Origin of the sequence: Aquiflexum sp. TKW24L, from assembly GCF_023502205.1 — a bacterium.
GTDB lineage: Bacteria > Bacteroidota > Bacteroidia > Cytophagales > Cyclobacteriaceae > Cognataquiflexum.
Genome location: NZ_JAMFLG010000057.1, coordinates 1 through 19,166 on the forward strand (window position 1 = coordinate 1; position 19,166 = coordinate 19,166).

18 protein-coding genes are annotated in these 19,166 nt (G+C 39.5%); 10 read left to right on the top strand and 8 right to left on the bottom strand.

The features are described from left to right. The first annotated feature begins 255 nt into the window (after positions 1-255). The 3 genes from M3O96_RS20830 to M3O96_RS20840 are packed head-to-tail and all read left to right on the top strand — an operon-like array spanning position 256 to position 1,548. Positions 256-1,113: an SDR family oxidoreductase gene (locus tag M3O96_RS20830; protein ID WP_249724280.1), complete on the top strand. Its 858-nt coding sequence runs from the start codon at positions 256-258 to the stop codon at positions 1,111-1,113. Between the two features lies 1 nt (position 1,114). Beyond that, positions 1,115-1,273 (top strand): hypothetical protein, encoded by a 159-nt coding sequence (locus M3O96_RS20835; protein WP_249724282.1) that lies wholly within the window; start codon positions 1,115-1,117, stop codon positions 1,271-1,273. A gap of 29 nt (positions 1,274-1,302) precedes the next feature. Next, entirely contained in the window at positions 1,303-1,548 is a 246-nt protein-coding gene (locus M3O96_RS20840) for a hypothetical protein (RefSeq protein WP_249724283.1), read from the top strand. Between the two features lie 123 nt (positions 1,549-1,671). Here the strand turns inward: M3O96_RS20840 and M3O96_RS20845 are convergent, their stop codons facing one another. The 4 genes from M3O96_RS20845 to M3O96_RS20860 form a co-directional block, all read right to left on the bottom strand. Then, positions 1,672-2,394, bottom strand: a complete 723-nt coding sequence (locus tag M3O96_RS20845; protein WP_249724286.1) for a DUF421 domain-containing protein — start codon at positions 2,392-2,394, stop codon at positions 1,672-1,674. A gap of 115 nt (positions 2,395-2,509) precedes the next feature. Then, positions 2,510-3,058, bottom strand: coding sequence for a hypothetical protein (locus tag M3O96_RS20850; protein ID WP_249724288.1), 549 nt, complete (start codon positions 3,056-3,058; stop codon positions 2,510-2,512). A 105-nt stretch (positions 3,059-3,163) separates the two neighbouring features. Then, positions 3,164-3,304 carry a hypothetical protein gene (locus M3O96_RS20855; protein WP_249724297.1) on the bottom strand — a complete coding sequence of 47 codons (141 nt, stop codon included), beginning with the start codon at positions 3,302-3,304 and terminating at the stop codon, positions 3,164-3,166. A 257-nt stretch (positions 3,305-3,561) separates the two neighbouring features. Next, positions 3,562-4,053: a PRC-barrel domain-containing protein gene (locus M3O96_RS20860; RefSeq protein ID WP_249724300.1), complete on the bottom strand. Its 492-nt coding sequence runs from the start codon at positions 4,051-4,053 to the stop codon at positions 3,562-3,564. 547 nt (positions 4,054-4,600) lie between these two features. Here M3O96_RS20860 and M3O96_RS20865 point away from each other — a divergent pair. Then, positions 4,601-5,026, top strand: coding sequence for a hypothetical protein (locus M3O96_RS20865; protein WP_249724301.1), 426 nt, complete (start codon positions 4,601-4,603; stop codon positions 5,024-5,026). A gap of 134 nt (positions 5,027-5,160) precedes the next feature. Here the strand turns inward: M3O96_RS20865 and M3O96_RS20870 are convergent, their stop codons facing one another. After that, positions 5,161-7,338: a sensor histidine kinase gene (locus M3O96_RS20870; RefSeq protein ID WP_249724309.1), complete on the bottom strand. Its 2,178-nt coding sequence runs from the start codon at positions 7,336-7,338 to the stop codon at positions 5,161-5,163. Between the two features lie 597 nt (positions 7,339-7,935). On the opposite strand from M3O96_RS20870, the gene M3O96_RS20875 reads away from it, so the two are divergent. The 6 genes from M3O96_RS20875 to M3O96_RS20900 all read left to right on the top strand — a co-directional run bounded on the left by M3O96_RS20875 (position 7,936) and on the right by M3O96_RS20900 (position 16,984). Beyond that, entirely contained in the window at positions 7,936-9,354 is a 1,419-nt protein-coding gene (locus tag M3O96_RS20875) for a sigma-54-dependent transcriptional regulator (protein ID WP_249724312.1), read from the top strand. A gap of 592 nt (positions 9,355-9,946) precedes the next feature. Beyond that, positions 9,947-10,504 (top strand): helix-turn-helix domain-containing protein, encoded by a 558-nt coding sequence (locus tag M3O96_RS20880; RefSeq protein WP_249724314.1) that lies wholly within the window; start codon positions 9,947-9,949, stop codon positions 10,502-10,504. 28 nt (positions 10,505-10,532) lie between these two features. Continuing rightward, positions 10,533-10,973 (top strand): response regulator, encoded by a 441-nt coding sequence (locus tag M3O96_RS20885; protein WP_249724315.1) that lies wholly within the window; start codon positions 10,533-10,535, stop codon positions 10,971-10,973. A 468-nt stretch (positions 10,974-11,441) separates the two neighbouring features. Continuing rightward, a complete protein-coding gene (locus M3O96_RS20890) occupies positions 11,442-11,891 on the top strand; it encodes a response regulator (RefSeq protein ID WP_249724324.1) in 450 nt (149 codons plus the stop codon). 337 nt (positions 11,892-12,228) lie between these two features. Next, positions 12,229-16,086, top strand: coding sequence for a PAS domain S-box protein (locus M3O96_RS20895; RefSeq protein ID WP_249724326.1), 3,858 nt, complete (start codon positions 12,229-12,231; stop codon positions 16,084-16,086). A 397-nt stretch (positions 16,087-16,483) separates the two neighbouring features. After that, entirely contained in the window at positions 16,484-16,984 is a 501-nt protein-coding gene (locus M3O96_RS20900; protein WP_249724328.1) for a cupin domain-containing protein, read from the top strand. A 434-nt stretch (positions 16,985-17,418) separates the two neighbouring features. Here the strand turns inward: M3O96_RS20900 and tnpA are convergent, their stop codons facing one another. From tnpA to M3O96_RS20915, 3 genes are all read right to left on the bottom strand, one after another. Beyond that, complete coding sequence (gene tnpA / locus M3O96_RS20905) at positions 17,419-17,832, bottom strand: IS200/IS605 family transposase (protein WP_249724343.1); 414 nt, start codon at positions 17,830-17,832, stop codon at positions 17,419-17,421. A 190-nt stretch (positions 17,833-18,022) separates the two neighbouring features. After that, positions 18,023-18,313, bottom strand: coding sequence for a DUF8810 domain-containing protein (locus M3O96_RS20910; RefSeq protein ID WP_249724346.1), 291 nt, complete (start codon positions 18,311-18,313; stop codon positions 18,023-18,025). A 395-nt stretch (positions 18,314-18,708) separates the two neighbouring features. Beyond that, positions 18,709-19,005: a hypothetical protein gene (locus tag M3O96_RS20915; protein ID WP_249724348.1), complete on the bottom strand. Its 297-nt coding sequence runs from the start codon at positions 19,003-19,005 to the stop codon at positions 18,709-18,711. Between the last annotated feature and the right edge of the window lie 161 nt (positions 19,006-19,166).

Here is a 19,166-nt window from a genome sequence, read left to right on the forward strand (position 1 = left end):
TTCTTCACCTTCGCAAGCTGCGGTTCAGAATGACGGAGGAACAACCGTCATTCCTTTTCTAAACATTTTAAAATGTTGAACACTAAAATTGATACTTCGATCTTGCCACCAATCATTTTTGTAAACATGGTTTCGAATTGTATAAAGAATTAGCATCCCCTCGGTTTTATCTTTAAGCTAATTGATCTGAGCATGTAACACGCTTATTTCCAGATTCTGTAGAAGAAAACTAAACCAACTTTAATTTTTAATCTTATGCCAACTATAACGAAAAAGCCTGGGCAGACGCAAAAGAAACAACCCGGTGACGAACACAAAATGGATCCACTTCCCAAATACTTTAAAGAGGGGTACAAAGGAAACAACCTTTTGAAGGACAAAATAGCCATCATCACCGGTGGTGATAGCGGGATCGGCAGGGCTGTTGCGATTCTCTTTGCCGAAGAAGGCGCTGATGTGGTTATTTCTTATCTGAATGAAGAAAAAGACGCCAAACTGACCCAATCTGAAATTGAAAATAGAGGGCGGAAATCACTTCTTATCAGTGGCGATATTTCAGAAAGCAAACACTGTCAGTCTATCGTAAAACAAACTATGAAGGAATTTGGAAAGATCGATATTCTTGTGAATAACGCAGCCATCCAATTTCCCCAAGAAGATTTTCTGAAAATTTCAGATGAACAACTTCAAAAAACATTTGCCACCAACATTTTTGCTTATTTCTATCTCACAAGAGAGGCTTTGCCTCACATGAAAAAAGGTGCTACGATCATCAACACTTCGTCTGTTACCGCCTATCGGGGCAGCCATCACCTTATCGATTATTCCTCCACCAAAGGTGCCATCGTAAGTTTTACCCGTTCGCTTTCGGAAAATCTTGCGGAAAAAGGAATACGGGTAAACGGCGTGGCACCCGGCCCGATTTGGACACCACTTATTCCCGCTTCTTTTTCCAAGAAAAAGGTGGCTGATTTTGGGGAAGATGTCCCGATGGAGCGTCCAGGAGAGCCTTCAGAAGTTGCTCCATGTTACCTGTTCCTCGCCTCTCATTTGTCTAGTTATATGACAGGCCAATTTCTCCATCCCAATGGCGGTGAACTTATCAATACGTAACATGGAAAGACTTCAGGTTATCCTTGATAAGGACAGAGAATACATGCCGGATTTCATATTCAATCTTGGCAATGCTATCATTAATTTTAGCTATAAACCCGTGTATGCAAAGTGGGGAATGATTATTTACTTATTGCTTTTGCAAAATCCGGCTTCATAAATCTTCAAAAAACCAAATCAAAAAATCCGATGAAAACCTCAAAATCAGATACCGAAAATCAGACTGAATCCAAAGACAGTACTTTGGATGACCTCTTAAAGAAAGGAAAGTCAGATAGAAAAGATAACCTGCCGGGTGAAGAATTTATCACCCCGGATCCAACTAGATCAGCTCCAGACAAAAATACTGAAGCGGAGGAGGTTGATTCAATGGGAATCAGCGAGAAAGCTAAAAACCAAGCAAGTGATGAGAGGGATGTGGCGAAGGATAGGTGAAGTTTGGAAGTGGGAAGTAAGGAAGTAAGGAAGTAAGGAAGTTGGGATGTTGGGGTGTAGGAGGTACGAGGTTGGAAGTTGGAAGTTGGAAGTTGGGATGATTTGGGATTTGAATCAAGTAAGCTAGACGATTCGGGGGTGGTTTTTGGCTGAGATCCATTTTGATTTGCCGCAGTGGCCACAATGGTTGGATGCAAATGCTATTTCGTCAGCAAGTGTTCCGCAAACTGCGCATGCGATTTTTTCAGAAAGTGGATTTACATTTTTGATATCGGTGAGACATTCATTTCGGTCGGGAAGTATAGGCAGTCCCCATTTGACTTGATCTTTGTCAAAGTAAAAAATGCTTAGCTCCCCAGATGTTTCTATAAATGCTTTATGAACCTGGCCCAGATGATCCACATTTTTGAGTCGGAGTTGGGCAAAAAACTCATCATGGGCAATGGCTTCTTTATTGAAATTCTCAAATTTGATTTTACCGTTTTCAATTAACTGGACCGGAACTCCCTCCACAAATCTTTCTATCCTTTCACTTTTTTCTGATAGGTAGGTGATCCCTTTATAAAGGAAAATAATCACTATAAATACCACCAAGGCAGGCAAAAGACCTACTTCATAGTAGAACATTGGATCGCCTGCTGCAGAACCCAAGCTGATAATCAGCGCTAGTTCAAAAACCGAAAGCTGCTTTATCCCGCGTTTTCCAATCAGCCTCAACACCAACAAGACAATTATAAACATGACGAAGGACCGAAACACCACTTCAAACAAGAATGCATAGGGCATTTCTTCCCCGATCATCAATCGTGTCCAATCAAATATGGATGGCTCTGCTGTTGTTTCCATTTCGGTTTAAGATAAAATCCCTGATTCTAAATTCAATTACCTAGAACTATGCATAAAAAAATCAAGGGCTTCCTGAGAAACCCTTGATTGTAAACTACTTTGAATGAAATAATAATCAGTAATGAATAGCTTCAGCATGCAAATTCTTCCAATTTTCATAAAGGTGAATTGCATCCGCATCGTCTTTTGGACTCACGTAGATGACAACATTCCCTTCCTTGATCCCAGAGTCATAAAGCTTGGCTCTTGGTTCAGGGATTCCTGAATCTTTCAACACGCTGATCATTCCACCTGAAACCGCTCCAGTCAAGTCTGAGACCAATGGACCTGCAATCAGGACACCGAGTCCATGGATAACAACACTATCTTCTATGGCGGCTTGCGCGCCGGCAATCACTCCAGCCGTACTCCCTATCCGGGAACCGAAACTTGAATTGAAGGTATGTTCCGCTCCGAACTCGCTATCTTTTGATAGATCACCATAATACTTTTCACGGGTCTCGGCTGTCATCACCACATTGATTTCATTATTTCCGTAACCTTTATCAACAAGACTATTGTAAGCCCTATCGGTACATTCCCGATCTCTGAACATGCCGCTTAGGACTTTTGATCCATCGGACCTTTCATCCCAGCGGGTTTGGCTTTCATTAAAAATTTCCATTTACTGTGGTTTAGTTTTGATAATCAAGCCGTGAAATAATATCAAACAGGATTCACTCCTGCAGAGGAACTTTCCACCATATGGCAGAAATTGTCCGACATGCTTTTACTTTTTCTTAGCAGCAGGTGCACTTGGTGCAGACTTCTTAGAATCTTGTGGCTTTTGGTCTTTGGCTGCGCTACGGGTCTCATTTTGATCCTTCGCGGTGCCTTTTGCTTTGCTTTCGTTTTTTTCGTTCGCTTTCATGGTTTTGGATTTTAAAGTGTGATTGTATGATGTAAAATTCCGTATTCTATCCCCCGTTGTTGTTACATGATTGGCAAAGATTTTTGCTTAATTCCCTGCTTTTCTGGGGGGTTTTCAATCAATTCCCGAATGTGAATTTGCTTCTGCTTCAATCGGGAAAACTATCTGCATCTGATACTTTCAACAGCGAGTAAAAGAGGCCTAAAAAAAAGAAGGCAGGAAAGATTCCTGCCCGCTTGTGCATACTAACCATTTAATTAAAGAAGTGAATTATCTCTCCAAGAATCGTTACGCCTTGAATCTGGACTGATGTCACTGAGCCTCGACTCTTGATCGGTGTCTCCAAATCCGGACTCACCATACACGGAAGAACTCCTTCTGTCTTTTATCCCATAATAGGTATTGACCGAATCCACAAAAGTTGAATCAGGATGGGTTGGCCAGTTATCTTTGTCAAATCCCGGAGAGTTTTCCAGTCTTTCTTTGGACACATCCAAGACAAGCTCATGGCCATTGTATTCGTCATTGAAATGATCAAAATTGAATGCGCCTAGCGGAACTGCAAAATATTTGCTTTCTAGATTTAGGAAGCCCGTACTCACAGCAAGCACAGCGTACGATACCTCACCAGTGGAAGTGTCAATCATAAGTTCTTTGATCTCTCCAATACTCTCATCATGGGTCGTTTTGACGTCTGCACCTTGGAGGGAGGATGAGAAAATGATTTGATGACTCATTGAATTTTTCATAATTACTTTGGTTTAGTTGTTAAAAGATATTGGCTAAAGTCCAAAAACCATTCCTTTCGATTCGATATACCAAACCAAACAAATCCTAAAAAACCATTCAGGTTACAATGCTTGTATTTAATTAATTTTCTCCCAGAAAGCCCTAATAAAAAACCAAATTCAGGTGTATGACTTACCCATTCATGTCCATTTGCAAGAAATAATATTAAAAAGCCAAAGGATAGATTAGGTCCTCCATTGTTACTTTTTATACCCAGATTGTATCGATTTTTATAATATCGGGCTGCCAGAAAGAAAAAATGTCAGGAGTATTTTTAGTGGTAAATAACCTCAGATTCTGCTCCCGGTCTATTTTTGGGAAGACCGCATTAATGATTTCATCAGGCCCAGATAGACAAAAATGCCGAACGATGAAACAAACTGAAATACAGAGCTATGAGATAAATGCTGATAAAAAAATTAAGTAAAGCTATCCAAGATTATCACCTGCGGTTGTTGGAAATATATTTGCTTCATTATTATCGAAACATTGTATTAATAACTCGAAATGAAAAACACAGCAAAACAATTACTCGGCATATGCATAATTGCGGTATTTACGTTTTCATGCACCAATGAAAAAACTGGTCATAATACTGAAAATATGGGTGAAATGAGAGATGATAAGCAAAGTATGGACAATTCAGCAAATGATGGAATGGACGAACATGGTTTCCATGAAAGTGATTCTGCTGCCCTCAATTACCGCGAAGGTGTACCCATCAATGACAGAATGGGCGATATGGATACCCTCCAGCTACCTAAACCGATTTTGGATGCTATCGCAAAGGACAGTCTGCTCTTCAATGCGATGATTGTACAAAAAATCAAAAGAGAAGATTCAGGGCAAACAGTATTTGAAGTCTCTTTTTATCCTGTAAACGGCAAGGAGGAATCAGTGGTATTTGACGTTAATGGTCAGAGAAAACAATAAAAAGCTTAGGGGTTGTTACTTTTTAATCTGATTAGTAAAGCAGGTGCTGCCACCCATGACCGGTAAGATGAGATGTAAGTATCTTCAAACCGCGAGGAGGCATTACCTGCTTTTTTTATCTTTTGAAAAGATGCCTATCCACTATTTGCCATTACCCTTTGGTATTTGGGAATGATAAAGGTGAATTTTGCTCCCTTTCCCTGACTGCCGGCGAATATTTTCCCATGATGGTTGTTGATGATTTTTTGGCAAATAGCCAATCCTACACCGGATCCCGGAAAATCGAACTTATTGTGCAATCTCTTAAAAATCACAAATATCGATTCCGCATGGATCGGGTCAAATCCAATCCCATGGTCTGAGATACTTATTTTGATTAAGCCGTCTTCCTTGTACGCTGGAAATAAAGCCAGTTCTTCGTTTGTCAGCTTTTCCAAGCTGATCACAATTCGATTAGGTACATCTGCCCGACTGAATTTCAAGGCATTTTCAATCAAGTTTAAGAATAATTGTTGGATCTGATGCGGAATGACCTCAGCTTGGGGAAGATTTGACACCTCAATCTCGGCCTTCTTCTCTTCTATCAATAACACAAGTTCCTCAAGGGTATTGAGTAAAATGGAATTTAAATCCTCAACTTTAAAGATCTTATCCACCTTAGACACCCTGGAAAATTGAAGCAGGTCTCTGATGAGCAACTGCATTCTATTGGAAGACCTTTGGATCCTGAACAAATAATCCTTTGCTTGGTCGGTAAGCTTGAAGTCATTGAGGGAATGAAGCAAGGAAATAAAAGTCTGAATTTTTCGAAGTGGTTCCTGTAGATCGTGACTTGCTATGTGGTTAAATGAAGCCAATTCGGCATTGCTTCGGTTAAGTTCCTGATTTTGAAGTTCGAGTTGTTGGTTGGTTAGTCCTTCTTGGGTCACATCCTTGAGGGTAACCAAAAGCACTTTTTCTTTCTCTCCAAAAAACTCCCTGCTCAAACTGACAAAAATAATCTGTCCGTAGAAAGTTTTAAACTTTACAGGAAGGTTTACTAATTCCTCACTGGGCATCTCAGGATCCAACCAATTTGAAACTAGGGAAACATGCTCCTCCAAGACAAAGGAAAGCAGCATTTTTTTTGAAACTTTGAATGAATTGGGTTCAAATCCCAACATCCGAAATAAGTTGTCAGAAAAGATAACGGAGCCTGAATCAAGCCCAAAAGAGAAAAAGCCAATAGAGGCTATTTTTTCCACGTGCTTAAACATCCTGTTTTGAAGTGTCAGGTTTTGGTTTAACTCAAGCATTTGGAGTTCTGAGGCTCTTTCGATGGTGACGTCCCGATTCACAAAAATCACCATCCGTTCTTGCTTTTCAATTTTAAAAATGGCGAGCACTTCCACATATTTCAGCTTGCCCGATGGTGTAATGATTCTACAGTGGGTCTCTACCCTGTCATTGGTAAGTGACAGAGATTTCAAAGTGTCGATTACAATTATCCTATCATCCGGGTGGACCTGCCTGAGGTAATCTCTAAATGTTGGGGTTTTTGTAGTCGGCTTCAAGCCTAAAATTTTGTAGAGGTGGGTAGAAAAAACAATTTTTTTCTCATTGAAATTGAAAAACCCATGCCCAAGTCCTGCAATCTTTTCGGTATGCTCAAAGATTTCCTGGTAGATTTTATCACGAAGAACCGCATCATCACAGGTATTAAACTCCTTATTGATTACCCGATGAAAGACAATGCCTATTAATAAGAGAAAGGCCATTAATCCCGTAGAGGTGTAAAAATAAATTATCCACTCCTGTGATTCATTGAATTGGTTGGCAATGGATTCTCTTTCTTTTTGCTGGATTTCTGTCAGGAAAGCTGTCAATTCCAAATCAGAAAGGTCGAAAGTACCACCTTGCCAATCTTCACTATCTTGTGACTGGAGTTTTTGCACCAGTATATTTTGATAAGTCGAAAAATATATGTTCCCCAATACAAGTGCACTGTCAAGGTCTGATTTTGCCACATCTGTTTTCCCTATATAGAAAATCAAATCAGACATTTGCTTTTGAATCCTACTTTTAGATTGGATAAAATTATCCAGCTCAACAGAATAATCTTCAATATGTGGCGATCGGATGGTTTTTTCCAAACTCTGAAATTCTTTCATAAGCTCAGCCAATTCCCTTCTTAAAGTATTGGAATCATTGGCTTTTGTGGACCAGGACTTCGTGGAACGGTATTGCAAAAGTCCCAAAATTAAAACCACAGCAATAATCACTGACCCAATAATCAACGAACTCAGATGAATCTTTCTTGACCGCTTAAGCATACTTTCCAATTTATGTTCGTGTCTTCTATCAAAGAAATGACACTTAATTTTTCCCAATCAACTCCATATAGAGTGTGAAAATCTTAGTGAACAACAATTATGCAATGTTTGAAAAATTCTTTAGGATTTCCGTTTCCCATAAAAAAAGCCCAACTCAAATCTAAAAAGCCCTCAGATTTCAGATTCAAACCATAGGCAGGGATAATATGGATATTTTTGGTAACAGAATAGGTAATTGATGTCAGCGTTTTGAATGGCCCGGAAAGAAAACTTTGATTAGGCGGTGTTGCAAGAAAAGCCTAGTAAACACATTAGATTGAATGGACAAAAAGGGATGACTTTTTTTGGGAGTAACAAATACATGGTTCTTTTCCCGTTTTTTATCAGTTATATGAGGTGATTTTTACATGATTTTTAGGAAAAATGCTATAAAAAATTACCAATTCGGGATTTGATGGCATTTGAAAAAAAGATGAATTTCTTCATATAACCAAGAATTTTACAACGACCTACAGAAGTCCTGTAACATATTGGCACGGGCTTATGCATAAATTTGAATTGTGCAGAAAAATAACAACAACTAACCATCCTTCTCCCATGAAAAGTATCTTAATCATTGATAATCATGTATCTACTTGTACATTGTTACACAAATTTCTTACCAAACATAAATACATTGTAGAAACAACCACCGATGCCATCCATGGACTGGAAATACTTAAAAAGAATAAATTTGATTTGCTGATTGTTGAATACCACCTGCCTGATTTTTCTGGAATGGAAATGTTTGACCGGATCCAAAAAATAGACCCTGAAGCGGGAATAATTTTTATGAGTGGGCAAGTTACCCTCAAAAATGCCGTGAACATCATCCAGCGCGGGGCTTTGAATTTCATTTCAAAACCTTTGAACCCGGATGAATTGCTTGATGCCATCAAAGATGCGCAGCAGGAAAAAATAAATATGAGATCCGAAAAATCAACTTCCAAACCTATCTGCCTCAATCACGAACCCACACCAGATACTGGACTAGTCTGGGGAAAATGCTCCAAGGCGGTGGATATGATGCATCAGGTCAAAACCGTGGGCGCTACCAATTATTCTGTGATCATACAGGGAGAAACCGGCACCGGTAAAGAATCATTGGCAAGGTTGATCCACTCCTACAGTCCAAGGAGAGACAAGCCATTTATTGCAGTGGATTGCGGAAGCCTTTCAAAAGAAATAGCCAGCAGCGAACTGTTCGGACATGAAAAAGGATCTTTCACAGGAGCCCATTCGCAAAAAACAGGTTTTTTTGAGCAGGCAAATGGAGGTACTATTTTTCTGGATGAAATTGCCAACCTTTCTTTGGACATCCAAATGGCACTTCTGAGAGCGCTTCAGGAAAAAGTGATCCGAAAAATAGGAGGCAACAGAGAAATATTTACCGATGTAAGGATCATCACGGCCACCAATGAAGACCTTTTGGAAAAATCAGAAACCTCTCTTTTTAGGGAAGACCTGTATTTTAGATTAAGTGAATATGTACTGGAAGTGCCGGCCCTAAGGGATAGAATGGAAGACCTTTCTCTCTTCATTGACTTTTTTCTCGAGCAGACAAGTGTGGAATTAAACATTCCAAAACCCAGAATTTCATCGGAAGTTAAATCTTGTTTTGAAGCATATTCATGGCCGGGAAATCTTCGCGAGCTGAAGAATGTGATACGGGGTGTTTGCTTGTTTTTAGGAGAGGAAAACATGATAGAAAAAGAATCACTCCCGAGTAGAATAATCAATTGCTTTGAAAACCCCTTAGAAAAACTCATGCCTATCAAACACGATGAGTTAATGGAAACGGCTTTTGAAGAACTGAAAACCACCGACTTGAAGTCAACAGCACTCAAAGCTGAATATAAGAGGATCCTTGAAGTCATGAACAAAGTTCACTTCAACAAAACCAAAGCAGCGCAGATATTGAATATCCATAGGAAAACGCTGTATTCTAAACTGAGATTGATGAATATTCCGTATTGAACCAATCTATGCTGATGGAAACTAATCATGGGGAAATCCTAGGTACAGCTTGTCAGGATGCTTTCAAGAGGAATGAAACCGCGGAATTACTTTTAATAAAAGTATGAGCAACATGTAGCATTTATCTACACTTTGGGGAAAAATTCCCGGTTTTCATTCTTGCCAAAATTGGGATGCCGGGCGTATTCAAATTGTACTTTTGTCCAATCTGATGTGTAAATACGGATTAGAAAAAAGCCAATACTTCTTTTCCTTTTTTAAATACTTAGGAAAAAGGTAGCTGCTTCGTTCAAAAGATTTCCATTAATACCTTGGAATTATACCGCTTAACCTATGATTGGAGAAGTATTTCAGAAACAGAGGAAATTTCAAACGTAAATTAAACCGTCGTGTAATTATTATTTCTATTTTTATAATAAGCACGTAAAATAGCACATAGCTTACTATTTTAGGTATAATTAATAGACTCTAAATCTGAATTGGCAAAATCTTTGAATAGATTGACTACTTAGTAGCTGTAAAGCCTACGTATTGGAATATAACTATCCCTTATTTCTGGTATTTAATCATCTTTAATTTAAAGACTCTGACTATGAAACTTGTTTTTGGTTATCACACGCATACTTTGGTACAAAAAGTCATCGAAAAGGAATTGGAAAATTTTGGTATAGCTTACACCTACTCCGGTTCAGGTCAAATAAAGTTTTTACAAGAAATCAATAACGCCATTTATGAGGATTTAAAACTTAATCTTTTGGATTATGGTATATATATTCATGAAAACCCAAAAGAGCAACTCGTACAAAGGGTCAAGGATGTGGTGGATGAATTGGTAAACAGGGAAGAAAATTATCCCTACAAAACATCCCAATACATCTCGGATAAAATGGACATGAGTTATGGCTATCTATCCAATTTATTTTCAGAGGTCACCTTAACAACGCTTGAGTTTTACATTATTTTGAAAAAAATAGAACGTGCAAAAGCCATGATTCTAAGTGGTGAACATAACCTGACCGAAATCGCCTTCAAGCTGAATTATAGCAGTGTGGCGCATTTGTCAGGGCAATTCAAAAAAATAACCGGAATTACATCTTCCGCCTTTGTGAGAATTATGGAAAAACGGAATTATGAAGTCAACTACGCTTAAAAAATTAACCTAGCCCTTTAGAGGATATATGAAAAGGATAAGTATTGTTTTGGCAGATGATGATGAGGACGATCGCCTATTTTTCGTTGAGGCAATTACTCAGCTAAACTTAGACTCGAATATTAAATTGGTGAATGATGGAAATGAATTGATGAAATATCTGAAGGACCAGGACTCACCACTTCCGGATTTGATATTTTTGGATTTAAATATGCCGGCCAAGAATGGAATTGAGTGCCTATCTGAAATACGGACTGACAAACAATTGAACAAACTGTCTGTGGCAATTTATTCCACCTCTGCAGCTGAAGTTGACATTGAGGAATGTTTTGTGCGAGGTGCCAATGTGTATATTAACAAACCAAATAATTTTGAAAGTTTGAAAACTGTCCTTTCAAGGGTCATCACTACCAATTTCCAGTATAGCAACTCCGGACTGAACAAAGACAATTTTGTCATGATGGTTTGAATTCGTATGCCTCCAAAGACAAACCATGAGTCCACAACTTTTTGCAAATGTTCAGAAAGGGCGGTTGTTCCTCAGTCATTACCCTTTCTAAACATTTTTGATAATGTTAAATACTACCAATGAAGTGAATATCTGGGTTGTCACACTGATCCCGACAACAGTAAGGGAGAAGTGTCTCAGTTGAATGAGATTCTTCTCCCGTACAGCTGTTGGGATTCGCAAGCTGCGGTTCAGAATGACGCCGCAACAACCATCATTCCTTTTCTGAACATTTTAAAATGTTGGGGACTCAGGATGACGGGGAAATAAATATCATTTCCTTTTTCTACACATCTTTGATGATATTGAATGCCCTGAGTCTAATCAGGGTCAGCGAGTTGCGGCTCAGAAGGAGGTAAAAACAGCTTTCAATTCTTGACTGATATTTTCATGGTGCTTTTTGTTACATTTATATTTCTAGCCAAAAATATGAATACCCCTTCTATAAGTTTACTACTTGCTGATGACGATCCGGATGATTGTATTTTGTTTCAAGAGGCATTGGATGAATTGCCCATTGACGCCTCTCTCACCATTGTAAATGATGGTGTACAACTCATAGACCTGCTATCTAAGGAAGGGCAAACCTTGCCACAAGCGCTTTTCCTTGACCTCAATATGCCCCGAAAGAATGGGGTGGAGTGTTTGATATATATAAAGAAGGATGCAAAATTAAAACAACTGCCGGTCATCATCCTCTCTACTTCATGGGATAAGGAATTTTTAAGTATCCTTCATGAACGCGGAGCAAGCTTTTTTTTCCGCAAGCCAAATGAATTCAATAAGTTGAAAGAGGTAATCTCTAAATCCATCGACCTCATTTCCCAAAATAATTCCGGACAGATTTCCAAAGATCAATTTGACCTCACTGAAGCCTAAATGAGTAATCTTTGATTCAATTTTAATTAAGCGGAGCATTATTGAAATACAAAAAAATGGATTAGCTTATGTGAGTATCTGCTTGTGCCACTAACCAAAAATTAATATTGCTTGCACCTCGGTAAGCTTGTTCCTTACAGAGAATCTTCTACAAATATTTTATACGGGGAAAGAAAGCGGATAATCTCATGAGCCACATTTTATATTGTATAAAACAGAACTTCAAGTGATTTTTTAAGTAAGAAAATTCGACTTCTCACTGATGCGGATAGTCTTCTGAATTGATTGTTAAAGAAAAACCAAATAGTATTGTTCAGATTAAAGAAGGTGGAATCTTATGGAAGACAGTTTACAAGAGTTTGAATTATCCATCAAACAACTACCTGTTGCCATGGCACTCATGGAAGGGGGAAATTTATTGCTCAAGGTAGTAAACCAAACTGCCCTACACTTGATGGGTAGAACAGAAGACGATGTAAAGAACAAAACCCTAAGCGACCTGTTTCCTGAAACAAGCAAGCACAACAAGATTTTCCATTCAGTTTTAGAATCAGGAACCCCTTATGAAGCCAAGGAAGTTGAATTGACTTTTCAAAAAAACGGGGAGGAATATACCGGACATTATGATTTGAATTTGGTGCCTTGGCATACCGGGGAGGGTAATATAAAAGGTGTCGTAGCCATGGTTGCGGATGTTTCCAAAAACGTCTTGGAGAGAAGGGAGAGCTTAGAACGCGAACTGCTCTACAACACCATTACCAACACTACCCCCGACTTGATTTTCATTGTGGATTTGAATTACAAGTTCACCTATGTCAATGTAGCCTTGTTAAAAATGTGGGGACAGACTCGGGAGGAAGCCCTCCAAAAACGCCTGAGAGATATTGGATATGCTCAAAAACATGCCGATATGCATGAGCGCGAAATAGACGAAGTCATCGCCACCCACATGCCTATCCGAGGGGAAGTCTCATTCCCATATGCATCACTTGGCATGCGTGACTATGACTATATATTCGTGCCGGTGATAGACAATATGGGGTATGTGGAAGCTGTGGTAGGAATCACCCGTGATATTACCGAGCTTAAAACTTCTCTCAATTACCATAAAGAAGTGGAGGAACAGTTCAGGACATTTGGTAACAACATCCAAAATCTCGGGTGGATTGCGGATGGGGATGGCAATATTTTTTGGTATAACCAACGGTGGCTCGACTATACCGGACTTACCACAGAGGAAATGAAAGGATGGGGTTGGCAAAAGGTTCACCACCCAGACCATGTCGATCGTATCCTGGAAATCTCAAAAGGACTATGGATAACCAACGAACCTTTTGAACTTACTTTTCCATTGAGAAAATCTGATGGACAATACCGGTGGTTTTTGACTAGGGGGGTTCCAATTACAGATGAAACTGGAAAAATATACCAATGGATTGGGACCAATACTGATATCCATGACCGTATCCTGGCCGAGGAAAAGCTACAGGAGAGCCAAGATCGGTATAACAACCTGATATTTTCCTCCCCGTCTTCAATAGGATTATTTCAGGGTGAAGATTATGTCGTCACCACCGCCAACGAACCTGCCATAAAAGTCTGGGGAAGGGGTGAGGAAATTATCGGAAAGAAATATTTTACGGAATTTCCGGAATTGGAGGAGCAAGGTTACAAAAAAATATTTGACCAGGTATATAAAACCGGAATTCCGTTTAACGGCATGGAATCACCGGTATATCTACTAGAGAATGGAGAAAAAATATTAAAATATTATAATTTCATCCTCTATCCCCAGCGGAATAGCCACAATTTAATAGATGGGATTGGATTGATCGGCTCTGACGTTACACATCAAGCCCTGTTAAACAACAAGATCAAGGAAAGTGAAAAGCGTTTTGCAAATATGGTCGCACAGGCCCCTGTGGCCATTTGTGTATTAAGGGGTGAAGATTATATAATTGAAGTTGCCAATAAAAAGCAGCTTGAAATGTGGGAAAAAAACAAACAAGAGGTAATCAACCAACCCTTATTTACCTGCTTTCCCAATACCACCGGCCAAGGTTTTGAAGAATTGCTCAAGGGTGTGTTTATGACAGGAAAGGCAGTAATCGCCAATGAACTTCCGGTTACACGTATCCGGAATGGCAAAACAGAAATTTCCTATGGCAATTTTGTCTATGAGCCTTTGTTTGATTCAGAAGGGAATATCGAGGGGATAATTTCCATCGTGTCGGACGTAACGGAACAGGTGTTGGCAAGGAAAAGAATTGAACAAAGTGAAGCAAAATACAAATCGCTGATTGATTCTGCCCCCATTGCCATTGGTATTTTAGTGGGTCGGGATTTAGTCATCGAGAGTCCAAACGAAGCCTTTATAAAAACATTAGGAAAAGGTCCTGACATAGTTGGCAAACGGCTTACAGACGTCATGCCCGAATTGAAAGATCAGGAGCAACCCTATCTCAAAATCTTAGATAATGTTTTTTCCAACGGAAAATTGTACCAATCATTTGGTGATGCCGTAAAATTTGTTCGGGATGGAGTCACTCAAGAAACCTATTATAACATCAACTACGTGCCGCTTTTTGATGATACAGGAAATGTATATGCCATATTAGACATTGCCTCCGATGTGACAGAGAAAATCGAATCATATAAAAAAGTTCAAGAAAGTGAAAAGCGTTTTCGTAACCTTGCCGATGACAGTCCCATCTTTGTGTTTATTGTTGAACCCGATGCTGACGTTTCTGTCAGCTTTTGGAACAAAACCTGGCTGGAGTACACCGGACAATCCGCGAAAGATGCCTTGGGCAGGTCTTGGGACGAATACATCCATCCGGAAGATGTACCAATTTGTCTGGAAATTTATGCCAATGCATTTAAAAACAAACAACCCTATGAAATACCTGCCGTCAGAACAAGACACCACTCTGGAGAATACCGTTGGTTTTCTTACAAAACCATCCCACGCTATTTACCTGATGGTACTTTTATCGGCTATGTCGGAGTAGGCTTTGATGTCCATGAACAAAAATTAGCAGAAGCCATCTTAGCAGAAAGCGAGGAAAAATTCCGCTCCCTTGTCCAGACTTTACCGCAAATGGTCTGGGTGTCGGATGAAACGGGGAATGTAGAATTCACTTCCACCCGATGGGAAGATTACACGGGAATGAACCCTCTTACTCCCGCGTTATGGAAAGAAATTGTTCATCCTGATGATTTTGACGAGTCGATTGCAACTTGGGCCCACAGCCTATCAACAGGAAAAATGTATACCCATGAGCTCAGACTTAAAAACTCCCAAGGGGAATTCAAGTGGTTTACCGTAAAGGCTGAACCAATCTTAGATTCAGAAAATAAAGTTATAAAATGGGTGGGAGCATTTACCGATACCCATTCAGAAAAACTATTCACCCAAGATTTAGAATCTAAAGTAAGGGAAAGAACAGAGGAATTGGAAAAATTCAATGTTGAACTCAACAGAAGGAACAAAGACCTTCAAACCTTCGCTTACATCACAAGCCACGATTTGCAGGAACCCTTACGCAAAATCCAAATCTTTGGCTCTCGTATTATCGATAGGGAGCACGGAAACCTATCTCCAAGCGCAAAGGATAATTTTAAAAGAATGCAGGAAGCAGCCCTAAGAATGCAAACACTCATTCAGGACTTACTTACTTACACCAAAATGAATGCTGCCGACCTCAAGTTTGAAAGCACCGACCTTAACATCATGATTGATGAAATAAGAGAAGATTTAATCGAGGATTTGTTAGAAAAAAACGCCACCGTAGAGACAAACCAGCTTTGTAAAATAATGATTATTCCTTTTCAATTCCGTCAACTATTAATCAATCTCATCAATAATTCTTTGAAATTTGCCCACCCCGACCGACCTCCCCATATCAAGATTTGCAGTGAAATAACCGATGGGACCAAGATCGACAACGAAAAACTACACAAGCATAAAAAATATTGCCATATCTCTGTATCTGATAATGGCATCGGGTTTGAACCTCAATACTGTGAAAAAATATTTGAAGTGTTTCAACGTCTCCATGGCAGGACAGAATACAAAGGAACCGGTATAGGACTTTCGATTGTGAAGAAAGTGGTAGAAAACCATGGTGGTCTCATTACAGCCAAAAGTGAATTGAATCAAGGTGCCACTTTTGACATTTATATTCCTGCTTGAAAAGTAACAAGTAAAGCCTCACCATATCGGTGAACGTGTGGAGAACGATTAGCAGTCCTGTGGACTATCGACTGTGGACCCCTTCCTCAGCTTGGGATGGATTATATACTTTTAAAGAAATATTATATAAATCACTGATTATTAGGAGAATCATTAGCAAAACCTAATAATTGGAAGCTATTGCCAAGTTTTCAGAGTCAAATGGACTATATCAAACCACCCCTTGATTATTTGATTACATTACTTTTCTGATTGAATCCTTTTAACCTGTTTGGCTGATTGTTTCATAATTTTGTACCAAGCAGAAATTATGAGAGAAGGATGAGGAGAATCGGTTCGCCTGCGATTCGTTTTTGTACAAATTATATATTCCTCAATCAATAAAATAACACGCACTATGAAACACCCTATTCTCAATTCGGTAACCACCTTGCTCCTAGTAGCATCACTTATGGGCTGCAATGCTGACAAAACACAGACTCAGCAATCAGATCTCGATCCTTCCAAAGAAGCGATTTTTCCAAAGGGTGAACTTGGTCCTGCAACAAACTTCACTGGAAATGTCTACAACTTTGGTTTAGTAGCGGATGATTCCATCTATAATACATTGGTTGGTAATGTGTTTTTTGAAAAAGGCGCAAGGTCCAACTGGCACATTCATCCAAGCGGACAGATTCTTATAGTTCTTGATGGTGAAGGATACCATCAACTTGAGGGTCAGCCAAGGCATTTTATGAGGAAAGGTGATGTGGTCAAGTGTCCGGCAAATGTAAAGCACTGGCATGGGGCAACTGAGAATACTACCCTCACACAAATGTATATTTTGCCAAAGACTGAAAATGGAATTGTAACATGGATGGAGCCTGTGACAGATGAACAGTATACCTCCAACAAATAAAAGGAGATCACTTCTCAATGCCTTGCCGCCGTGGTGGAGCCTAGGTGAAACCTGGTGCAAAAATGATCAGTAAATGGTGATCACAACTTTAGAGGGTTGAACTCCTCAGAATTGGGATTTCAAATTCCAAAAAATAAAAGGGTGGGATTACAAATTTCACCGAGAGGAGGATTTTGGATAATGTTTAATTCAGATTTTAAAACCATTGAAATGGTTCTTGGTTTCTCGATGCATAATCCATAGCCCACGGTTTAAACCGTGGGCTATGAAGGATTCCATATTTTTCTCAAAATGGATTTATCCATTTCCTTCTACTATCCTAATCTCCTCCTCCGTCAATCCATACAACTCCTACACCAAGGCATCGATCTTGCGGTCGAGGCGGGTGATGTCGGATTGGAGGACTAGGAATTCTGATTCTCATCCATCTTATTCTATTTCAAAAACTCTTCGTATTCCTGACTGAATGATTTTTTCTGGTGGTGTGCCTTCTGATTTTTGATATAGGTAAAAACCTTCTCTACAATGGATTCAGAAACAGAATATGCAGCATAACCTGTTTGCCATGAAAACTTTTCCCCTGTAAGATCATGTTGGTTGATATAATGAGAGCTGCTTCCTTTTACCTGTTTGATAACTTCCGTGATTGATTTTTGGGAATTCAATAAAAATAAACAATGTATATGATCTGACATTCCATTGATAATCCTTACCGGACATCCTGATTCACGAAACTGTTCTGTAATGAATTGATGAATCTTAGGTTCTGCAATTGAATTGATCAATGGCATCCTTTCTTTTGTGGCCCAAATGGCGTGGATCCATAGTTTGTTATAGGAATGGGACATATGATGGGGGATTTTGGATAATGTTTAATTCAGATTTTAAAACCATTGAAATGGTTCTTGGTTTCTCGATGCATAATCCATAGCCCACGGTTTAAACCGTGGGCTATGTCGTTGCAACGTCTTAAATAAAATGGATTTATCCATTTCCTTCCACGATCCTAATCTCCTCCTCCGTCAATCCATACAACTCCTACACCAAGGCATCGATCTCGCGGTCGAGGCGGGTGATGTCGGATTGGAGGGATTGGGCTTTGGCTTTTTTTTCATGGAAATATGCCATCCATTCTGCTTCTTCTGACAGACTCAACTTCACCTTGATATGAAATCTTTCTCCAAACTGTTCCTCTTTTGAAGCCCGGATATTTGCCCGGCGCATCGGATCGTGGAAGTAAGTCAGGTAAGCCCCAAATGCAGCATGCATAGCGGCATAATCCTGACCTGCGAGGTATTTCTTAAGAACAGAATTCTGAAAAAGAGGCATAGATCAAAAGGGATTCAAACTAATTGGGTGTTGGAAGATAAGGAAGGAAAGTAATTTTTCGGTAAAAGGAGGAGAAAAAATTAAGGAGGAAGATTGAAGGATGAAGGATGAAGGATGAATTGAGAATGAGTAAGGAAGAATTGAGAAGGAGGAATGAGGAATGATGTGCAAATTCAGTACTGAATTGCCACCTGCTTTAGCTGGTGGTTTATGGATGAGAAAGAGGCATTTGGGCTTTAGCCAAAAAGAATGAAAAATATTTGTGGAGACACAAACATTGGCGGCGATTGATCCCAACGGGATCAAATAATAATAGCCCCGAGTAAGGAACGCAACTCGGGGTAAGAAACGAGAACAGCGATTCCGGTTTTGGCCGAACCCATGCAAATTGAGAATTAAGGATTCCGCCAAAAACAGGGAAGTAAAAAATCCTTTGCTACTAAAGCGAAACCATTGAGTCCTTGCGATAAAAACAGGATATTTTTTAAATCAATTTCTTTCACCCTTTCAGGGCTTGGTTGAAACCATTCCTCATGATACCGATGGGCTTCACCCATCGCTAGGATATTTCGCACTTTCAGTGCTGATATTTCCAAACCGTATGAAACCAACGAAGTATAACGGCGACGACCGACCACGTAGTGCCTGCCGGAGGCAGGGATCAAATATGGGTAGCCCCGAGTAAGGAACATAACTTTGGGTAAGAAAGACAAGACGATTCCAGCCTTAGCCAGATGAATGAATAATTGAGAATGATAAATGATGAATGGAGTTCCGTGAATTGCCACCTGCTTTAGCTGGTGGTTTTTTGAAGAGTATGAGGATTCTAGGCTTTAGCCAAAAGGAAAAAAAC